23 protein-coding genes are annotated in these 17,055 nt (G+C 60.9%); 6 read left to right on the top strand and 17 right to left on the bottom strand.

Annotated features, from left to right (window positions below; genetic code table 11):
* Nucleotides 1–77 precede the first annotated feature (77 nt).
* Complete coding sequence (locus BpN12_RS29370; protein WP_246795664.1) at nt 78–353, bottom strand: helix-turn-helix transcriptional regulator; 276 nt, start codon at nt 351–353, stop codon at nt 78–80.
* 267 nt (nt 354–620) lie between these two features.
* Nucleotides 621–1,838, bottom strand: a complete 1,218-nt coding sequence (locus BpN12_RS29365; RefSeq protein ID WP_246795663.1) for a tyrosine-type recombinase/integrase — start codon at nt 1,836–1,838, stop codon at nt 621–623.
* Between the two features lie 360 nt (nt 1,839–2,198).
* Between BpN12_RS29365 and BpN12_RS29360 the strand changes: the two genes are divergently transcribed.
* The gene (locus BpN12_RS29360) at nt 2,199–3,212 is read left to right on the top strand and encodes a tyrosine-type recombinase/integrase (protein ID WP_246795662.1); all 1,014 of its coding nucleotides are present in this window, start codon (nt 2,199–2,201) and stop codon (nt 3,210–3,212) included.
* Here BpN12_RS29360 and BpN12_RS29355 read toward each other — a convergent pair.
* The 11 genes from BpN12_RS29355 to BpN12_RS29305 all read right to left on the bottom strand — a co-directional run bounded on the left by BpN12_RS29355 (nt 3,209) and on the right by BpN12_RS29305 (nt 11,001).
* Nucleotides 3,209–3,514 (bottom strand): helix-turn-helix transcriptional regulator, encoded by a 306-nt coding sequence (locus BpN12_RS29355; RefSeq protein WP_246795661.1) that lies wholly within the window; start codon nt 3,512–3,514, stop codon nt 3,209–3,211. The genes BpN12_RS29360 and BpN12_RS29355 overlap by 4 nt on opposite strands.
* A gap of 190 nt (nt 3,515–3,704) precedes the next feature.
* On the bottom strand, nt 3,705–5,507 hold the full coding sequence (locus BpN12_RS29350) for a hypothetical protein (protein WP_246795660.1): 1,803 nt from the start codon (nt 5,505–5,507) through the stop codon (nt 3,705–3,707).
* Between the two features lie 24 nt (nt 5,508–5,531).
* Nucleotides 5,532–5,855, bottom strand: coding sequence for a hypothetical protein (locus BpN12_RS29345; RefSeq protein WP_246795659.1), 324 nt, complete (start codon nt 5,853–5,855; stop codon nt 5,532–5,534).
* Entirely contained in the window at nt 5,848–6,669 is an 822-nt protein-coding gene (locus BpN12_RS29340; RefSeq protein ID WP_246795658.1) for a ParB/RepB/Spo0J family partition protein, read from the bottom strand. Before BpN12_RS29340 ends, BpN12_RS29345 begins: the two co-directional genes overlap by 8 nt.
* On the bottom strand, nt 6,670–7,446 hold the full coding sequence (locus BpN12_RS29335; protein ID WP_246795657.1) for a PRTRC system ThiF family protein: 777 nt from the start codon (nt 7,444–7,446) through the stop codon (nt 6,670–6,672).
* Entirely contained in the window at nt 7,446–8,240 is a 795-nt protein-coding gene (locus BpN12_RS29330) for a PRTRC system protein A (RefSeq protein WP_246795656.1), read from the bottom strand. The genes BpN12_RS29335 and BpN12_RS29330 overlap by 1 nt, the downstream gene beginning before the upstream one ends.
* A gap of 6 nt (nt 8,241–8,246) precedes the next feature.
* Nucleotides 8,247–8,960: a PRTRC system protein B gene (locus tag BpN12_RS29325; RefSeq protein ID WP_246795655.1), complete on the bottom strand. Its 714-nt coding sequence runs from the start codon at nt 8,958–8,960 to the stop codon at nt 8,247–8,249.
* Nucleotides 8,957–10,030 (bottom strand): PRTRC system protein F, encoded by a 1,074-nt coding sequence (locus BpN12_RS29320; protein WP_246795654.1) that lies wholly within the window; start codon nt 10,028–10,030, stop codon nt 8,957–8,959. The genes BpN12_RS29325 and BpN12_RS29320 overlap by 4 nt, the downstream gene beginning before the upstream one ends.
* Nucleotides 10,027–10,221, bottom strand: coding sequence for a hypothetical protein (locus BpN12_RS29315; protein ID WP_246795653.1), 195 nt, complete (start codon nt 10,219–10,221; stop codon nt 10,027–10,029). The genes BpN12_RS29320 and BpN12_RS29315 overlap by 4 nt, the downstream gene beginning before the upstream one ends.
* Entirely contained in the window at nt 10,218–10,427 is a 210-nt protein-coding gene (locus BpN12_RS29310; protein WP_246795652.1) for a PRTRC system protein C, read from the bottom strand. The genes BpN12_RS29315 and BpN12_RS29310 overlap by 4 nt, the downstream gene beginning before the upstream one ends.
* Before the next feature lie 22 nt (nt 10,428–10,449).
* On the bottom strand, nt 10,450–11,001 hold the full coding sequence (locus tag BpN12_RS29305; protein WP_246795651.1) for a PRTRC system protein E: 552 nt from the start codon (nt 10,999–11,001) through the stop codon (nt 10,450–10,452).
* On the opposite strand from BpN12_RS29305, the gene BpN12_RS29300 reads away from it, so the two are divergent.
* Nucleotides 10,988–11,455 carry a hypothetical protein gene (locus BpN12_RS29300; protein WP_246795650.1) on the top strand — a complete coding sequence of 156 codons (468 nt, stop codon included), beginning with the start codon at nt 10,988–10,990 and terminating at the stop codon, nt 11,453–11,455. The genes BpN12_RS29305 and BpN12_RS29300 overlap by 14 nt on opposite strands.
* Nucleotides 11,456–11,807: 352 nt before the next feature.
* Here BpN12_RS29300 and BpN12_RS29295 read toward each other — a convergent pair whose 3' ends face one another.
* The gene (locus BpN12_RS29295; RefSeq protein ID WP_246795649.1) at nt 11,808–12,002 is read right to left on the bottom strand and encodes a hypothetical protein; all 195 of its coding nucleotides are present in this window, start codon (nt 12,000–12,002) and stop codon (nt 11,808–11,810) included.
* Between the two features lie 46 nt (nt 12,003–12,048).
* Here BpN12_RS29295 and BpN12_RS29290 point away from each other — a divergent pair, with 46 nt between their 5' ends.
* Nucleotides 12,049–12,861 (top strand): hypothetical protein, encoded by an 813-nt coding sequence (locus BpN12_RS29290; RefSeq protein ID WP_246795648.1) that lies wholly within the window; start codon nt 12,049–12,051, stop codon nt 12,859–12,861.
* 365 nt (nt 12,862–13,226) lie between these two features.
* Here the strand turns inward: BpN12_RS29290 and BpN12_RS29285 are convergent, their stop codons facing one another.
* Nucleotides 13,227–13,613 (bottom strand): helix-turn-helix domain-containing protein, encoded by a 387-nt coding sequence (locus BpN12_RS29285; RefSeq protein ID WP_246795647.1) that lies wholly within the window; start codon nt 13,611–13,613, stop codon nt 13,227–13,229.
* A 52-nt stretch (nt 13,614–13,665) separates the two neighbouring features.
* Between BpN12_RS29285 and BpN12_RS29280 the strand changes: the two genes are divergently transcribed.
* Nucleotides 13,666–13,947 carry a transcriptional regulator gene (locus BpN12_RS29280; RefSeq protein WP_246795646.1) on the top strand — a complete coding sequence of 94 codons (282 nt, stop codon included), beginning with the start codon at nt 13,666–13,668 and terminating at the stop codon, nt 13,945–13,947.
* A 173-nt stretch (nt 13,948–14,120) separates the two neighbouring features.
* Here the strand turns inward: BpN12_RS29280 and BpN12_RS29275 are convergent, their stop codons facing one another.
* The gene (locus BpN12_RS29275) at nt 14,121–14,387 is read right to left on the bottom strand and encodes a hypothetical protein (RefSeq protein ID WP_246795645.1); all 267 of its coding nucleotides are present in this window, start codon (nt 14,385–14,387) and stop codon (nt 14,121–14,123) included.
* Nucleotides 14,388–14,494: 107 nt separating this feature from the next.
* On the opposite strand from BpN12_RS29275, the gene BpN12_RS29270 reads away from it, so the two are divergent.
* Nucleotides 14,495–15,010, top strand: coding sequence for a phage regulatory CII family protein (locus BpN12_RS29270; protein ID WP_246795644.1), 516 nt, complete (start codon nt 14,495–14,497; stop codon nt 15,008–15,010).
* A 256-nt stretch (nt 15,011–15,266) separates the two neighbouring features.
* Here the strand turns inward: BpN12_RS29270 and BpN12_RS29265 are convergent, their stop codons facing one another.
* Complete coding sequence (locus BpN12_RS29265) at nt 15,267–15,557, bottom strand: hypothetical protein (protein ID WP_246795643.1); 291 nt, start codon at nt 15,555–15,557, stop codon at nt 15,267–15,269.
* A gap of 133 nt (nt 15,558–15,690) precedes the next feature.
* Between BpN12_RS29265 and dnaB the strand changes: the two genes are divergently transcribed.
* Entirely contained in the window at nt 15,691–17,052 is a 1,362-nt protein-coding gene (dnaB, locus tag BpN12_RS29260; RefSeq protein ID WP_246795642.1) for a replicative DNA helicase, read from the top strand.
* Nucleotides 17,053–17,055 lie beyond the last annotated feature (3 nt).

Raw genomic sequence — 17,055 nt, 5'->3', positions numbered from 1 at the left:
ATGGCGACGGGATGCACCAGTCTCGCCAAATGCCTCCAGGCAGCGGAGGCATGCTTCGGGAAGGACGTAGCCATGTCTCAACCCTCCCGTGGCGCATCGGACGCGCGGTAGTTCGCCGGATCCGCGAAGTACCGATGCAGTTCGCTGTTGGGCCAAGCCACGCATCGCGCGGAGCCCAACTGCACGCGCTTCGGGAAGCGGCCGTCCAGCTCGCGCAGCCGGACGCTCTCCCGCGACATGGGAATGAATGGTTGCAGGTCGGCCCACCGGCTGAACCCGTCGAATGGAAGCACCTTCGGGGCGGGCAGGGTGGTGGTGATGGTCTTCGGTTGCAGCAGGGGATGTTTAGGCACTTTGCGCTCCTTGCATGGGGGAGCACTTACTTTATTGCCCAGGAAACACCATCCTGTGCTCGATTTTCCTAGTTTGAACCCTCTCCGGAGGCACGAGCAGTTTTGCGCCAAGTCAAGGACGGTCAGCCGGTTTGCTTGCGGGAAAGCGGAGCCTTGCTCAATCTCTCCGAGGGCTTCCGCAACGGGATGGCGCCGCGCGAGCTGAGAAGGGCCGTGAGTGGCGAAGCGCCGAGACAGATCGATGCCGTAATGTCGGCACGGGAAGGGCTAGGAGCGCGTCTGCTCCGACGGCCGAACATCATCACTCGCGGCCAACTCATCGAGCCGATCCGCCCAGCGCTGCATCATCCGCCGCCGCTCCGGCAGGTACTCAGCATGCACATAGGCTGCGGTGACCTGATTTCGCTCCGCATGGGCCATCTGCCGCTCGACCACATCGCGGCTATACCCCATCTCGCGCAGGGCAGTGGCGGCCAGTCCGCGAAAGCCGTGGCCTGTCATGCGCGATTTGTATCCCATCCGATACAGTGCATAGAGCATCGTGTTGTTCGAGATGTGGCTACGCCCCTGCACGCTGTAAAAGACGAAGCGATGTTGCCCGTTGATCTCGCGTAGCCGCGCCAGCACCTCCAGCGCTTGCCGGGACAGCGGCACGATGTGCGGGTCGCGCATCTTCATGCGCTCGGCCGGCACGCGCCATTCCGCGGCGGCGATGTCGAATTCGTGCCACTCCGCCTGGATCATCTCCTTGGTGCGCACGAACGTCAGCGCCATGAATCGCAAAGCGAGCCGCGTCACCAGATCGCCGGAGTAGGCATCGATGTCCCGCATCAGTTGCGGAATCTCGGTCGCCTTCACGCGCGCCATGTGCTGAACCCCCACGCTTTTCCTCAGGACTGTCTCCGCGTCGATATCGGCTGCAGGGTTGCGGGGGCAACGGCCGGTCACGATGCCGTACTGAAACACCCCCCGCGTCCGCTGCAACACGCGCTTGGCTGTCTCGCGCACGCCACGGGATTCGATGAGCCGGATGACGGCCAGCAGCTCGGGCGCATCGATGCTTGCGATGGGGCGGTCGCCAATCCGGGGAAACACGTCGATTTCCAGGCTGCTGATGACCTTGCCCGCGTACACCTCCGACCAACCCCCGCGTTGCGTCTCGAACCACTCGCGCGCGACCAGTTCGAACGAATTGGCGGCGGCCAGCTTTGCCGCGCGCTTGCCGGCCTTCTTGGCTTCGCTGGGATCGAGCCCGGCGGCCAGCTGCTCCCGGGCGCTGTCGCGTCGCTCGCGGGCCTGGGCGAGCGAGACCGCAGGGTAGGTGCCGAGCGCCAGACTCTTCTCCTTGCGGTCGATGCGGTACTTGAACAGCCAGCGCTTGCCGCCGGCCGGCGTGATCAACAGCAGCAGGCCGCCGCCGTCATAGAGCTTCAGTTGCGTGTCCGCCGGCTTGGCGGTGCGGATCTTGAGATCGGTGAGGGCCATGGGCTGGTGCCCCTGGGGGTTGTCGTTTGGGGGTGTTCGCCGCAACCCCCAAAACACCCCCCAACTGGGGGTTGTTCCTGCTGGTGGTAGATGGGGGAAGTTTGGAACAAAAAACCCCGCGCAGGCAGGCTGGGCGGGGCTTTTCGGTAGACGCTGGTCAAACTTTGGAGGATGGCTGGTCCCCCCGACAGGGATCTCTTGCGCGTCCTTCAAGCTTCATCAATCTCCATCATCTAAACGCAAAGCCAAGACAGTCAAGGGATTTGCGACTGCGCTCGGGTACAGGTTCGATTCCAGAGCACCCCAAATTCCATCAATTTCCCGCTATCATTTACGCCAAATTTACGCCAAGGCGGAGTGATGGCCAGCTACAGGAAACGGGGCAAAGCGTGGCGCGCGGAAGTGGCGCGAGGTGGAATCCGAGAGTCGGCTACGTTCGATACCAAGGGCGAGGCGGTCGCGTGGGCGACGAAGCTCGAAGCCGAAATTGATGCCGGCAAGCGGCGACCATACACGAAGATAGCAAAGACATTGTCCGATGGGTTTGATGAATACATCGACAAGGTCTCGCCGGCGTTGGCGAAACACGAGTGGAACAAAACCAGGCTCGAGTTTTTTCGTGCATCGATGGGCGAATTTGTTGGCGAGTTGATGCGATCGATCAAGCCCGAGGATGTCGCTCGCTGGCGAGACAAGCGGCTTAAGAGCGTGAAGTCGTCGACGGTGAATCGCGATTTGAATCTGTTGTCGGCTGTGTTCACTGCTGCGCGCGATGAGTGGAAGTGGATCCACGAGAATCCACTCTCGGACGTGAAGCGGCCGCGAGATCCGCCGCCGCGTGATCGACGGGTTCCCGACAGCGATGCATTGGCTATCTGCGGGGCGCTCGGCCTGTCGCCCGGCGGCCCGATAGAAACCGCGCAGCAATACGTCGCCGTTGCGTTCCTGCTCGCTATTGAGACGGGGATGCGGCAGGGAGAAATCCTTCGTCTCACCTGGCCGGACGTGCATCTGCCGGAGCGTTACGTGCATCTCCCGAAGACAAAAAACGGTGATGCGCGCGACGTCCCGCTATCGCGTCGGGCGCTGGAGCTGCTTGAGGGGCTGCCGAGGATCGCGGGCGAGTCGCGTGCCTTTCCTGTGAATCAGGGAAGCGCTGACGCATTGTGGCGTAAATGCCGGAATCGGCTCGCGAAAACAATGCCGAGCATCGCTACGTTGAAGTTTCACGACTCGCGGCACGAAGCTACGACCAGATTGGCGAAGAAGCTGCACGTGCTCGCGCTGGCGAAAATGATCGGACATCGCGACATACAGTCATTGATGATTTACTACGACGAGACGGCCGCCGAGCTGGCGGCTCGCCTCGACTAATTCGTCTTGCGCGGGCGCCCTTTCCGCGGCGTCGGTAAGTGGCCGCGGTTGCGGCGCGCCCACTCAACGACATCGCTGGCGAACCAGCGCCGCTGCGCTTGCGCGCTGTCGACCGGCCGCACCGCTGGCGGGAAGTCGTTGCGAGTGACGACGCGCAGTTCGATCGTGGATTTCGACAGGCCGAACCACTTCGCGACTTGCTCAGTGCTCCACAGCGTTTCGTCGAGCTTCTTCGGTTGTTCGAGGGCGGCCACCAAGCGGCGTAGCTCTGCGAGGAATTGATCGGGCTCGTTCATGTTCATGACCTTTCCCCGTCGTTCCAACGTGACATTTCTTCGTCTGCGGCACCCTCGGGGTCATCATCGAAGAAGCCGACGCGACCGTCGTAAGCCGCTACCGCATAGCTCACGGCGGTGGCACGATCGAGTCGTGCTCGGAATTCGAACTGCGTCGCACAACGCGCGATCCAGCTTTTGCGGTTCGGCTCGTTGCTCATCGGGTGCCACCCGCAAAAAGATCGCCGATGTCAGGCGCGCCAATGGAGCGGGTGGCTTCGCCGGACGTCGTGATCTGGAAATGGACGCATTCCAGCAGGCCGGCGTTCGCCCACTTCATGAGCAAGCCGTAATCCGTCGCCGTATCGCAGTTGTCCTCGAAGGCCGCGCACGTAGACAAGAATTCATCGCGCTCGCCGTCATCCGCGAAGGTCGCTTCTCCCGCATCGGTAGGCGGAGCGATGGGTGCGCCTTGATGGTGGAGCATCATGCAGAAGTTCGCGACGTCGCGCGGATCGCCTTTCTCGACGTGCTCGCGAAGCATGTGAGACAGGTCGGCTGGCGCGCACGTTTCCCACCCGCTGCGTCCCTTGGCACGCGAGGCGGCCATCTTCGCTTTCATCTCGATTGCGAACGCGTCGATCGCGGCGTCGTCGTGATGAGGTTCGCGCGCATCGGCCTGCGTCGGCTTCATTGCGCGTGCCTCGCGCTCGGCGACTTCGCGCTGGATGGTGCCGAGCATGTGCAGGTAGTCGCAGACCTGTTGCGGCGTTGGTGTGGCGGCCTGCGCACGGTAAAGTTCGACTTCCGTGCGGAGCACTTCTGCAAGGCGCTTGACCAGTTCGATCTTGTTCAGCGGATCGTCAGGGTGGATGGGATCGTCGCCGCGCAGGGTCACGCAGACATCTGCAAGCGTTTCGCTCAGACGGCGGATCACATATGCATCCTCCGATTCGTCGCCGACTTTGTTTGCGCTACGGCGGCGACTGAGTGCGGCGGGGACAGGGGAGCCAAGCATGGAAAACGCCACATTACCAATGCGGGATGCCAATTTCTTGTCCGTCCTGCCGTGACGCAAAAGTCCAGCTGCGGTGATTACGTCGCTCAGGAATTGCGAAAACTTCGCGTGCGTGCGCTGCTCGATAGCCGTGAGCGCCTTCTCTAAGCGCCTCTTGTGTGCGGTTAGCGATCGCACGACCGGCATCTTGTCGAGGAAATTTCCGGGCGCGCGTTCGGCAATCAAGCTGAGTTGTCTGCTGATCGTGTCGACCGTGAGCTTCACGGTTTCGGTCAGCGCCGCCGCGTCAACGGTGACAGCCCGAGCAGCGGGCTCGTCTTCATCGGCGATGCCTTCCCACATTCCGGTGTCGCGGTTCATGTGCGGGGGCGATTCCTGGCCGGGCTCGATGCCGTCCGGGTTCGGATTCCAGGGTTCGCCGTTCGGGCACAACGGTTCATCGACGGCGGCCGGTTTTCCGCCGTCTTCGACCACGATCAAAGCATCCTCTATGGCTGTGTTGTAGCCGAATCGATATTGCGACTGCGGTTCGTCAGTCGGGCCAAGTTCGTCGACCGGGTTCGGTTGCATCAGCGCTGCGATCCTTGCTTCAATCGATTCGGGATCGGGTGTGGCCGCCACCTTGGCCGGTGCTGCTGCGGTCATCGCGCGAACGTGACGTTGAATTGCCTTCGCTTCGCTGCGGCCGGCATCGTCGTAGGCAATGCGCCCACCTTCGGCCGCTGCGGCGTTCCAGACAGATTCGTGGAATGCGGCGAGCAGCACGTCGAGCGTCAAAAGCTCGTCGGCCGCGACTGGCGCTGCTGCTGCGTGCTCGGCGGCGAACAGGGCGGCCTGTGCGGCGTCCCAAACGGCGTGCGCCCGCTCCGTTAGAAAGTCGAAAAACGATCCATCTTGTGCGCGTGCGACATCGTAACCTTCAGGCTCGGCCCACGCGGAGAAATCGCGGCGGCTGTCCGCGATCAGCGCGGTGGTGTCTTTCAGTTGATTGGCGTCTTTCATGGTTATCTCGTCCGTGCCGGCGTGTCAGAAATAGGCCGTCAGCAGCATCGCCGGCAGCTTGTGCCGGCCACCGTCCGAGCGCGCGTAGATGTCGTGAAGCGAGCCGGTGAGGTTGCCGAGCGGCCGTTCTCGGTGATCGAGTTCGACGACGGTCAGGCGGTGCTCGTTGCCGTCGAGTTCGCCGTATTCGATCGGCGCGCCGTCTCGATCGAATGGCGTCCCGGCGTCTACGAATTCGATACCGCTGCCGCATTCGCCCGCGTCGTCGAGCAGCTGCTGAAACGAAACGGCGGCGAAGATCTCGGATCTCTCGCCGATCCAAAAAAAGCGCACCTGTTGGCTATGCATCATCACCTCCTTGATTGGTTGCGTTGACATCGATATCAGCGTTCAAAACCCAACGGAGCGCTTTGGAGTAATCGCCGGTGCTTTTGTCGGCCTCGGCCTCGATCTGCTTGCGCGTTTTCATGCGCGCGGATTTGTCGCCCATCACTTCGCGCTGCGCGCGAGCTGCGGCGCGCGGCTTGTGCGTGTTCGCGGCGGCGACGAGTTCGCGTGTGGTCGTGCGCTGCTGGTCGGGCTTCATGGTCGCCAGCTTGCTTGCATGCGTCAGCGGTACTTTTCCGCTCTCAACTGCGCGCTGCGTCTCGGCGCAGCATTCGAGTAGCGCGAGGCTTGAGCGCACGGTGGCGACCGAGCAATTGAAGATCATCGCGACGTGCCCCTCGCTGCGTCCGAGCGACAGCACCTGGCGCATCTTCTCTGCCCGGCCAAGCGGCGAGTCGGCTTGCCGTTGCTCGTTCTCGGCGACGATCGTCTCAATTGCCGTCTCTCGCTTTCCCTGAAAAACAATCGCGGAAATCTTCCGGGGTGGGGCGCCACGCTGTTTCCGCCACACGTTCGCCAGGCGCGCGGCCTTCACGCGCTGGCGGCCGACGACGACCTCCGTTTCCCCGGTCTCCGGGTTTTTCGAGATTACGATCGGCTGCTGAACGCCGAGATAGTCGATCGAGTGCGCCATCGCTTCGTCCACGGGCAAATGCACTCGCTCGTCGTAGAGCGGCGATGCTTTGTCGGTGACGAGTACCAGCTTTTCGGGATCGAAGAAAAGCGAATTCGTTTTGCCTTCCGCCCCGTAGGCTTCGACGGAATTCTTTGCCATTTATTTTTCTGCCTTTTCGTTCGGCGGTGGCGGCACGAGGATCGGCCGCACGTTTCCGGTTTTGAGGTTGACGAATGCGCCGCAGGTGGACAGGCTTGCGTGTCGGAAGAATTCCCAAAGGATCGCGAGCCCGTGCGTCACGACGGCCTGATTGATGAAAAGCTCCTGCTTTTCGAGCGCTTCAGCGAGGCTGCAGCTTGGCGTGTCGTCTTCCGGAGCCCATTCGTCGACGAGTTCGGGCAGCACGTCATACGGCCAGCGCAACTGAGACGAGCCGATCGGCATCAGGTCGTCGGTTCGGTTGCCGCGTGTATTCGGGCTCGCTCCGAAAATCACCTGGCCGTCTCCGGCGCGATTGCCGAGATCCATCACGTAGCAGTTCGACTCATAGAGCGGGCGGGCGAGCTTTGCGCGTGCCTTGGCGCTGTCGACGCACATGATCACGAGATCAGGAGCGCCGCGAACAATTTCATCGAAACCGGCATGTACCGGCCGGCCAATCCAGTCGGTGCCAAAGAACGCGTTGATACGATGGACGAGGACCACGCTCTTATGCAGGCCGACGTCGGCCGGGCAAAACATCTGGCGGCCAATGTTCGCCGTGCTGATCGTATCCGCGTCGAACGCAGTCACCTGCAGCCCGGGGTGGCCGAGTTCGATGAGGGCGTAATTCAAGCGGGCAAGCCCGGATAGCATTTGAGATCCCGTGCCGCCGCAACCGACTACGACGACGGTCGCTCGCTTGTCGCCAAGGAAATGAGCGGGCGTGCGGTGCATTACGCTGCCTCGGGGAAAAACGCGCGCACAGGGACGCGGAGCTGGATAGCGCGGCCGAGCGCGCACAGGCGAAATACAACGCTCTTTTCTGCGCCCGTGCCCAGGCCGCCGATGACACCGGAAATCTTCACCTCGCCGGCGTCGTCGCGATCGTCTGTGCTGCTGAAGAAAGCCTTGCCGGCGCCGTGGCTGTGTAGGTCAATGACGAGGCTCTCGTGTTCGGCGAGTGCCGGCCGATCGATTTCGAGCGAGCCGGGCGTCGCGGATCGAATGGCGACGGATTTGTATTCCAGTTTCTTTTCGGTGTCGTTCCAAACGATCCAGGCGGCATGCTCGTTCGGAGAGGCGCTGCCGGCCTCGTCGGCGAATCGGCGAAAGTGCGGCTCGGCAGCGCCGAGCTTGCCGAATGCGAATTCGATCTTCGGCTCGATCGAGCCATAGGGCGGCCGGGTGCTGCCGTCGATCGCGGCAAGCGGCTGGATCAAATGCAACCATGGCCGCCGGATCTCGATGAACAGCCCCTCGGCCGCTACGAGGAATCGATGCCCGATATCCTGCAGGGCGGCAAATTTCGCGTGTCGCGGTACGACAGCGACTGGCGCGCTATCGAACAGCGCGTTGTCGAGCTGCAGCGCTTCGTCGGTCGGGTCGGCTGCGATCGGTCGCTGCTGCCCGGCCTTTACTTCTGCGACGATATCGGTCGAGAACGTCGTCAGCGTTGCGCCGAGCTGTTGCAGCAGCGTGGCAGTGGAGACTTCGAATTTCTGTTTGATGCTATCGATGGTGGCGCTCATGGCGTTCTAGCTCCGTTGCGTGATTCGTTGAATTGCCCCGCTTACCGTCCTTTGCAGGGGTATCAGGCGCTCGGTCGGGAACTGCGCGCCGTCGAGCAAGTTGATCCAAAGCTCGACGGCATCGCCGCCGGCGATAAGATCGGTACCGTTGATATGCGTGAAGCGACTGCGAAAGAATTCGTCAATCTCATATCGCTCAATGTCGCTCGTGTTCGGTGTAGCCGCGACGTCGACATTGCCGGTGCATATCAGGCCGTCGTTGTTGACGTTGAAAAACGGTGGGCGATAAAGCTGTGTATCGGCGCCGGGTCGCTCGCTTTGGGCCAGCGCGAATACGTATCGGGATTGGCCGCGGGCCACGAAGAAAAGCGCCGGATGGTTCGTGCGGCCGTGCCGCGTTCCGAGTGGTGCGTCGGCGCGAAACCAGACGCTCTGCTGCCCGGCGGGCAGCCACCACGCGACAGTTTCCGGGCCGCTATAGATCACGCGCTCATGCACGAAACCGTGCTGCGCCGTGTGCGTCGATGCAGCTTCGATGAATGAGGCAAGCTGGCGCCTCGTCGCGGGCGTGCCGGCGAGCAAATGAGGCACGCCGTCGACGACGCGGACCGTATGACGGGTCACGTACACCTGCGAACGGTCGGCGCTTCTATAGAGCATGAGTGCGGAGTCGAGGGAAAGCTTCGTCTGGTCTGCGGCTTTGATCTGAATGGAAGTCATACGCGCACCTGGATTCGTGCATCGGTGACGTTGTCTTCGGCCCGCGTCGCGATGAGATTAAGCAGCTGCTCTACCGCGCGTGCAATGTCGCCGGTCTTATGCATGCCCCGCAACCACTCCGCGATTTGACCGCCGTCGAGATTCAGCGCGCGTTCGCAGGAGCCTTCGACTGCGTCGCCTTGCATTTCATTCTCGAAATGGTCGTCTAGAATCCGGTCGGTCGAATCGTCGCCCGTCCATCGCAAAATCAGCGCGTAGTCGAGCGGGGCACCGTACCCGTCGTCGCAATCAACGCGCGGGAACGGGCCGGATCGCGTGATGATTCGATGGATTTCATCGCAGGCCTGGATGACGCAAGACGCGAACACGTCGAATCGCTCGATTTGCCGGATGTTCGCTTCAGTCAAGCGCTGCTGCGGCTTGAATATCCAGTCCGGGCACGACTGGAAAAATTCAGAGCGGCGTGCGATGTTGTGCGCGACAAAAAATGCCTCGGCGTCGTCGTTCTCGATCGAACCATCGTGATGGTCGTACCAGTCCCGCATCTCCGGCAGCGCTGCGGTTTCGTCTCGATGGCCGTTCCAATACACGTACTGCGCGATATCGAGCGATATCGCCGGTGTAACAATGGTCGGCAGATAGTAGTGACACGCTTCGTAGAGGACGGCAAGCACCGTCTCACCGAGCCCCGCGGCGAACGTCTCAAGTCGCATGACGCCGGCCCGAAGGGCGAGCTGTGGCGCAGCGCCCATGCCGTTCTGCGTGTGAATTCTGAAGCGCGCGCGACGTGGCCTCGCTTCGTTCGGGTAGGTAATGGCTTCTTCGATGCTGAGATTCCAGTCGAAATAGCGATGGCCTGCGACGACGGGTTGCCACATGCGGGTAACTACGCTGGACGCGAGTTCGTAATCGGTGGTGCCAGCGTCGACATCGGCCGCGTCACCGGCAGTAATGATCTTGCCGCGCAGCAGCGCGAGGGCGAGCGCATGCGAGAAATCTCCGTCGCCGCCGGCGAATACGGCTGTCGGCACGTTGTCGAGCCTAGGCAACATCATCGGAGTCGTGTTCATGGCAGGAGATCCACCTCTTTCCAGTGAAGGCGCAATGCTTCTCCCGCGTGCGCCTTCGACGGGCTCGCCGTGATCGACGCAACGGCGTGCGCGATGTCACTGTTGATGTGCTTGGGCGTGGCCTGCAATTGCGGCCGTGTCACAGTAAGCGGCCCGTTGAGCAGGCGTTCACGCAGTTCGCGTAACTTCATCGCGCGCCCTTCGTGCCCACGGCCCGGCGGAACGTAAAGACGTTGCGGCTACCCTTTACGATCGGCCCCTCGACTTCTGCGTTGGTCAGTTCGGGGTAGGTCTGCGCGTAGAACTCGCGCACTTGATCCGGCGTGAACGTCGGAGCCGGATCGGGGAGCTTGGCGCCGTTGTAAGAGAACTCGCGCAGTAGCGTGTCGATCTTCATTGCTGTTGTCTCCCTCGTTGGGTTAATAAACGTCGAGTCCGCCGTCGCCATCTGCGGGCGTATCGGCATCCGAGCCCGGCAAATCGTCGTCCGAGCCGGGTTCGCGCGGTTCGGGATCCGCGTCTTCGCGGATGTCGTCGTCGGGGTTGAGTGGCTTTTGATCTTCGATCGACAGCTGGCGCGGATCGGGGCTGTCTTGCGGTGCCGGATTCGGGGCGCCTCCATCGGCGCTTTGATTTTTCGGCGGTCGGCCGCGACGCTTCGGTGCGGTGGATGCCGACGCACCGGACGTCGGCGTCGAGCCCGCTTTGTTGTCGCCGTTTGCCGCTGCGCACGCGCGGGCCTGGTCGAGCACGGACAGTGCGCCGGGCTCATATGCTGTGACGGCGTCGGCGAACTGTTCATCCAGCTCCGCCGGCGTAGCGACGAGCGAGAGCGGCCACAGCTTTTTCGCCGCCTTCGCGTCTTGCACAGGCGTGACGTTGACGCGCAGCTGATCGTCGCCTTCGGCAACGATGAGAATGTTCAAGTTTGCTGCGCGAGCGATCTCGTGCAGCGACGTGAATAAGGACATTCGGCTTTCTCCAGAGTTAGGCGGCTTGTTGGCCGTCGTAATTGCGATCGGCGAAATCCGGATCGCCGGGGTAGCGGTCTGTTCCGTCGACGCGATGCCAGCAGTACAGCGAACCGCGCCGGTGCGGGAACCAGTAGCCGGAGCATCCGCATGTCATGCGGGTTGTATTCCGGCGATTCATCCATCGGTCAATGCGGTAATTCCGTGCGCCACAAGTTCGGCGCGCCGGCAAGCGGATGTAGGCGTCCGGGTGCCGTTTCAGGCACCGGCGCGCCGTGCATTTCCGGCATCGAACGTGAAAGCGATGCATTGCTTAATCGTCGTCGCCGGCTTGCATGCGCTTGACGTCGACACGTCGAGCATCGCGTGCTTCACGCGCGCGAGCAGACGACTCGAGCGTGCGAACGATTTCGGGGCTCTTGATTGCGCGATCGAAATCGCCGACCATGCGTAGCAGCTGCCACTCGACGCGCAAGAGGTGGCGCGGTAGAGGTTGCTTATCCATCAGCTCTCCATCCAGACTCTGCCCTTGCCACCGAGCCCGATCAACGTTCCGATCGCGTGCGCGATCTCGGGCTCGTCGACTGAAAGGCGCCCGATGAGAACCGCGATTGCAAAACCCTCTCTCGCGATGTGGGGCGATCGCGGGTCCGGGTCGTAGTGAAGCGAATCGAGAGCGGCTGCTGCTACCGCGCGGATCACGGCTTGACGTAACTGGTTCGCGGATCGAGAGCGCATGGCAATCCCTGGTATGTTCGTTCTACTGATGATTTCCAGTGTTTTCGAGTAGATTCAGCGGCCCGAAATTAGGCGCAGCGACTCGCGGCGCAGGTCGCGACCTGGGCGTCGCGCGCCTCGCTGCACTGGCCGTACCCGTGAATCAGCAGATAGACGAAAAAGATGCCTACGATGGCAAGGGCGTTGCGGGCAATCCGGAAAGCCCATCCGGCTGCGCGGCGTGCTTTCCGATGACGGATTTTCCAATCGATGAGAGCGTCCATTCTGTCCTCCTGGGTTGACCTGCGCCGCGCTGGCGGTCGCTTACGAATGAACGAAGAATATAACCATAGTTATCGTCCAGTCAATAACCAAGGTTATCGATCGGCTTGGAAATTTGTAACATCGTCACGTCGGGGCTATGCTTTGTTTCCTCCGTATAACCGGCTGGAAGCTGGAATGAGAACAAAAACCTTGACCGTAGCAGTGGGGGCCGCCGTGTTGATTGCACTCGGCGGCGTATATGGGTACAGATCACACGCCCGCTCGGAAGAGCGTGGCGCGATGAAGCCCGCAGTGAGCCTCACCATGGCTTACCTGTCTCAAATCTTGCACGCGGACACGCAGCCGGGCGAAATGACCTACGGGGAGTTTTATGAAAAGACGGCCCGCGCCATCCAAGAGATCGATAAAAAATCTATAGAACTCAGGAGCATGGACGTGGAAACGGCCGGGGCGGAGCGGGATATGGTTCTCGCTTATATGGCGCAGGTGCAAGACATCATTCGCAACGACGTGGCGCGTCATCGTGGAAAAAGTGCCTCCGATGCTGCGATTGCCGAGGCAAAAGCGCAGCTCAAAGCGATGGACGATGCGCGTGCGGCCGACAACGCGGCTATGTTCAAGTACGCCAGCTCGCAGGTGGATTCCGCGTTGGCGCGAGCTAAGGCCGCCACCACCCAGATGGCGTCTGCGGATAGGCAATTCAGATCGTCTCTGACCGTGGTTCGATCATCTAGCGAAGCGGTCGCGACGAAATTCAACGTGGTGGACTCGCCAGTTCCCGAAATCGATGCGGAGATTAGGGCAGGCCGTGGAGCGGTGGACCCGGAGGCTGCGTCCCGTTCCGCCGCGTCGGAGTAGCTTTCGCTTGGGCGCGCCTGCGGCGGTGGTTGAAAGCTGCGTTAAACGAAGGCAAACTACTGTATGAAAACACAGTAGTCACTGCGACGACGGGGCGATCTTGAGAGAATCGAAGGTAGGCGGCGGGCGACGATGCCGGCCAGGCGGATGGGCGCGCGTCTTGACGTCCAGCAGTCCCTGGTTGGTTGGTATGGTTGTCTATGTGGAGGCGCTGCGCCAAGACGGCCGATGGGACGTGATTCTTAGCCGGGCCTCATTCGGATACACGGCCGCTGGGAAGCGGCCCGTAATCACGCGTGAATTTTCATTTCTCGATTCGTCGCTAGAGCCAATTTGCCCTGTCGGCGTGGTCGGCGACGAGGTGACTAGTCCCCTCTCGGTCGATCGGTGTCACGGGTGGCTTGGCCGGAGCCTTGGGCGGCATCTACCGACAGTAGCCCGCTAATAAATGCTTCAGTCTTTGCGCGGCCCATCTCGTCCAAGAGAAACCAACCGCGCGGGGCATCCGTCGCATCGAGAGTGCCGAATTCCAACCATACCAGTGAGGTTCGAAGTGCTGCAGCAAGCGCAAACCCGTTGGTTGTAGTCGTGCTGCCGCCCGCCTCGATTTTGGCAATCGCGGGTTGGGATATCCCTACTTGATCGGCTACCTGCCGCTGCGAAAGGCCAAGCGCCTCCCGGCGCTCCTTGGCGCGCAGTCCGAATTCCTGATTTTCCATGGCAGCAATCGTATAACTATGGTTGTAAGCCATCAAATAACCAAAGTTCTTGACCGTCGATAACTTTGGTTATAGAGTCGTCGGCATGAATCCAGCCAACCCGTCCGTCGCCGCGCTGAACATTGCGATCAAGAAAGCAGGATCGCAATCGGCGTTGGCGCGTCTGATCGGCAAGAAACAGCCGCACATCCACAAGTGGTTGCATTCGCCGCGGCCGATGCGGGCCGAAAACTGCGTGCTTGTCGGTGAGGCGGTCGGAATTCCGTATTGGCAGTTTCGGCCGGACGATTGGCGTGATGTCTGGCCGGATCTTCGCCGGCCCGAGCTTCAGGCCGTGTATCAGCTTGAGCGCGAAGAATTGCAATGAAAGCGCTGCCTCTCGTTGTTCCGGTGGTGCTGTGCAATGTCATGTGAGGAGAGCTTCGATGCTGAGAAGATTTTTGACCAAACGGGGTAGCGCCTACTTCCGCTCCCGTGATTTCGAGCGGACTTCTTTGCGTGCCGCACCGACGCATCGCTACCGTGTTCGTCTCGCGAGAGTCACAGCTGCTGCAGCTTCTCTCGAAGCGCTTGAATCAGGACGCGACGAGTGGAGTCGTCGCTTGGCCGATCCATGGATTGGTCGAGAGTTGAGAGCAGAGCTGCAACGCGAGCGGGCTCTAGCGCTGAGGATTGCGCGAGCAAAGAAATAAATGCCGCAAGAATATCCGCCGTCGCCTCGCGATGGCTGGCAATTATGCTGTTCAAGTAATGGGAGCTTTTGAGCAGTCGCTCAAAGTCGGCCGTTGCTTTGGTGCGCTCGGACATAGGTTCGCGTGGTGATTGGTTCATGGCATCCCCGTTGTGTGGTTGGTGTCGCAAGTTTATTGGAATCGCCCGGCTGTTAACAGCATGGAAGGCGGCGAAATTCAAGGATGAAAATGACTCTCGAATACGGCAACACGAACTGGATCGATGTTCTTTACAAATCGGTTCTTGCAACACCGGGGAAGGTTGAAGATGCCGCTCGTTATCTGACCGAGCGGCGGGGTGTTCGCATCGGCGGCGAATCCCTGCGTCTCAAGCTGCGCGAGGTGGAAGGTGCGCGAGTTTCCGGCGAAATGTTCGAAATGCTCGTCGAGTGGATGCAGGAGAAACGTCAGCCGCACGCGCTCGATGCCGTGCATGCGTTCAATGCGAGATTCGGCTTGGTCGCTGCGCCGCTCGACGCAGGCCACGGAAGTGAGGACATCTCCGCGCTCGTCAACGCTGCGCTGGCAGTGAGCAGCCACGCCGGGCGGTTCGCTGAAGAAATTCGAAAGGCGGTGGGCGACGGCGTGATCGAGCAGCACGAAGTCGACACGATCGAGCGTGCCGCGCGCGAAAGCCAGCAGCAGATCGCGGTAGCTGTGCAAACAGCGCGCGCGCTTGTCGTTGATCCACGCTCATGAGCCGACCGGCCGCAGATATTAAGAGGGTTCTAGACATGAAAAGCCTGTATGCCCGCTTTGTGCTCTGGTTGATTTCCCCCGGTCTCGCGGTTTGGGATGAGCGGAAGGTCGCGAGTGAGAAAAGAATCGCGCGCGAAGAGAGGGACGCGCGCGATTCGGTTTTCAAGGAGTTGGACCGGCGAGCTGCTGAGAGAGTCACTGTACGTCTTAAATCGACAAAGACGTGGGAATAAAAACACGTCTTGACGAGCCGGTGTTAGCTGCCGATGGATTTTTCGTAGGCACCCGCAAGAGTGAAGATGATGCTCATTTCCTCCTCAAGCGCTAACTGGTATGCAACGATTTCTTCGCTCAATGATCGGGGAGTTATCGCGTCGGAAACGTTTGTATTTTCTCTGATGTACTCGTCTCCTAGCGATGCCAGGTCGGAAGTGGTTTTACCCTCCGCTCTGGAAACGAGGGCCGCTAGGAAGGCGAGATTATGGCGCAGTGCGGCCAGCTTTCCCTCCAAACGTGCAAAATGAAGCTTGATGTCTTTGTCGTCCATGGGTCTCTGATCAAAGGTGAATCGTGGTGTGGAAACCTGATTTTGCCATGAACGTATTTTGAGGCTTGAGTGGAGCGTCCTCGACGTCACACACATAATAATCCGCGCTGACGCGCTTTAATCCGGAGTAACGATGGGCGCCGGCAATGATGCTGCAGCGCGCGGGGTAATTGCGTCCGTTGAATCTGAGCAGGCCGTGTTAGGCGCGCTGATGATCGACAACGGCGCGTATGACGTGATCGCTGCCGAGTTGTGCGCGGACGATTTCACCACAGGTGAGCACCGCGCTATTTTTTCCGCTATTTCCCAACTGATCGTCGCCCAAAAACCGGCTGACGTCGTCACGGTATTTGAGCATCTGCGCGCGACGAAAGCGCGTGTCGCGGAGCCACTGCGTTACCTCAACGAAATTGTCGGTTCGACTCCCGGTGCGGCGAACCTCGCTCGCTATGCGGGCATCGTGCGCTCGCGCTCGCAGCTGCGGGGTGCGGTTCGCGCTGCGCGAGCAGTCATTGACCAGTGCTTCAACACGGCCGGCCGTGAGGTTTCCGAAATTATTGATGAGGCGCAGGCGGCGTTTCTTCGGCTGACCGATTCTGCGGCACGGTCGTCGGGCGGATTCCAGCCGATGCAGCCGGCGCTTACGCGTGTGGTCGAGCGCATCGACGAGCTATTCCATCGCCCGGACCGAGGTGGCATCACTGGAACGTCGACGGGTTTTTTGGATCTCGATGCGCGCCTCGACGGGATGCACGGCGGGGAACTGATCGTCGTTGGTGGCAGGCCGTCTATGGGCAAGACATCGCTGGCGATGAATATCGCCGAGTATGTCGCGATTGAACTGCAGCTACCAGTCGGCGTGCTGTCGCTCGAAATGCCGGCCGAGCAACTGACGATGCGCATGCTCGCATCGCAGTCGCGGATCTCGCAAAACCGGCTGCGCACGGGCCGACTCGAGGACGACGATTGGCCACGCTTAACCCATGGCGTCGAGCGTATGGCGAGCGCGCCAGTCGATATTCTCGACAGTTCCGCAATCACTCCCTCGAAATTCAAAGCTGAGCTGCGGCGCCTGCATCGTGCGCGCGGCCGACTCGGCCTGGTCGTCGTCGACTACCTGCAGCTGATGTCGGGTGACGGAAATACGGAAATGCGCGCGGGCGAGGTTGCCGAAATCTCGCGTGCTCTTAAGCAAATCGCGAAGGAACTGGATGTTCCCGTCGTTGCGTTATCGCAGCTCAACCGCGGCTTGGAGCAGCGTCCGAACAAACGGCCGGTGATGTCGGATCTGCGCGAGTCGGGGGCGATCGAGCAGGACGCCGACGTGATCCTCTTCATCTACCGCGACGAGGTCTATAACCCCGACAGCGCGGACCGCGGCACGGCGGAAATCATCATCGCAAAACAACGAAATGGGCCGATCGGAACCGTCCGGTTGGCCTTCCAAAATGCAACTACCCGATTCGAGAATTTCGCGGATTCGGGTGCGGAATAATCA

The organism is Burkholderia perseverans (assembly GCF_022870505.1).
Lineage (GTDB): Bacteria > Pseudomonadota > Gammaproteobacteria > Burkholderiales > Burkholderiaceae > Burkholderia > Burkholderia plantarii.
The sequence above is the reverse complement of the archived record's forward strand: the minus strand, read 5'-3'. Positions and strand labels throughout refer to the sequence as shown.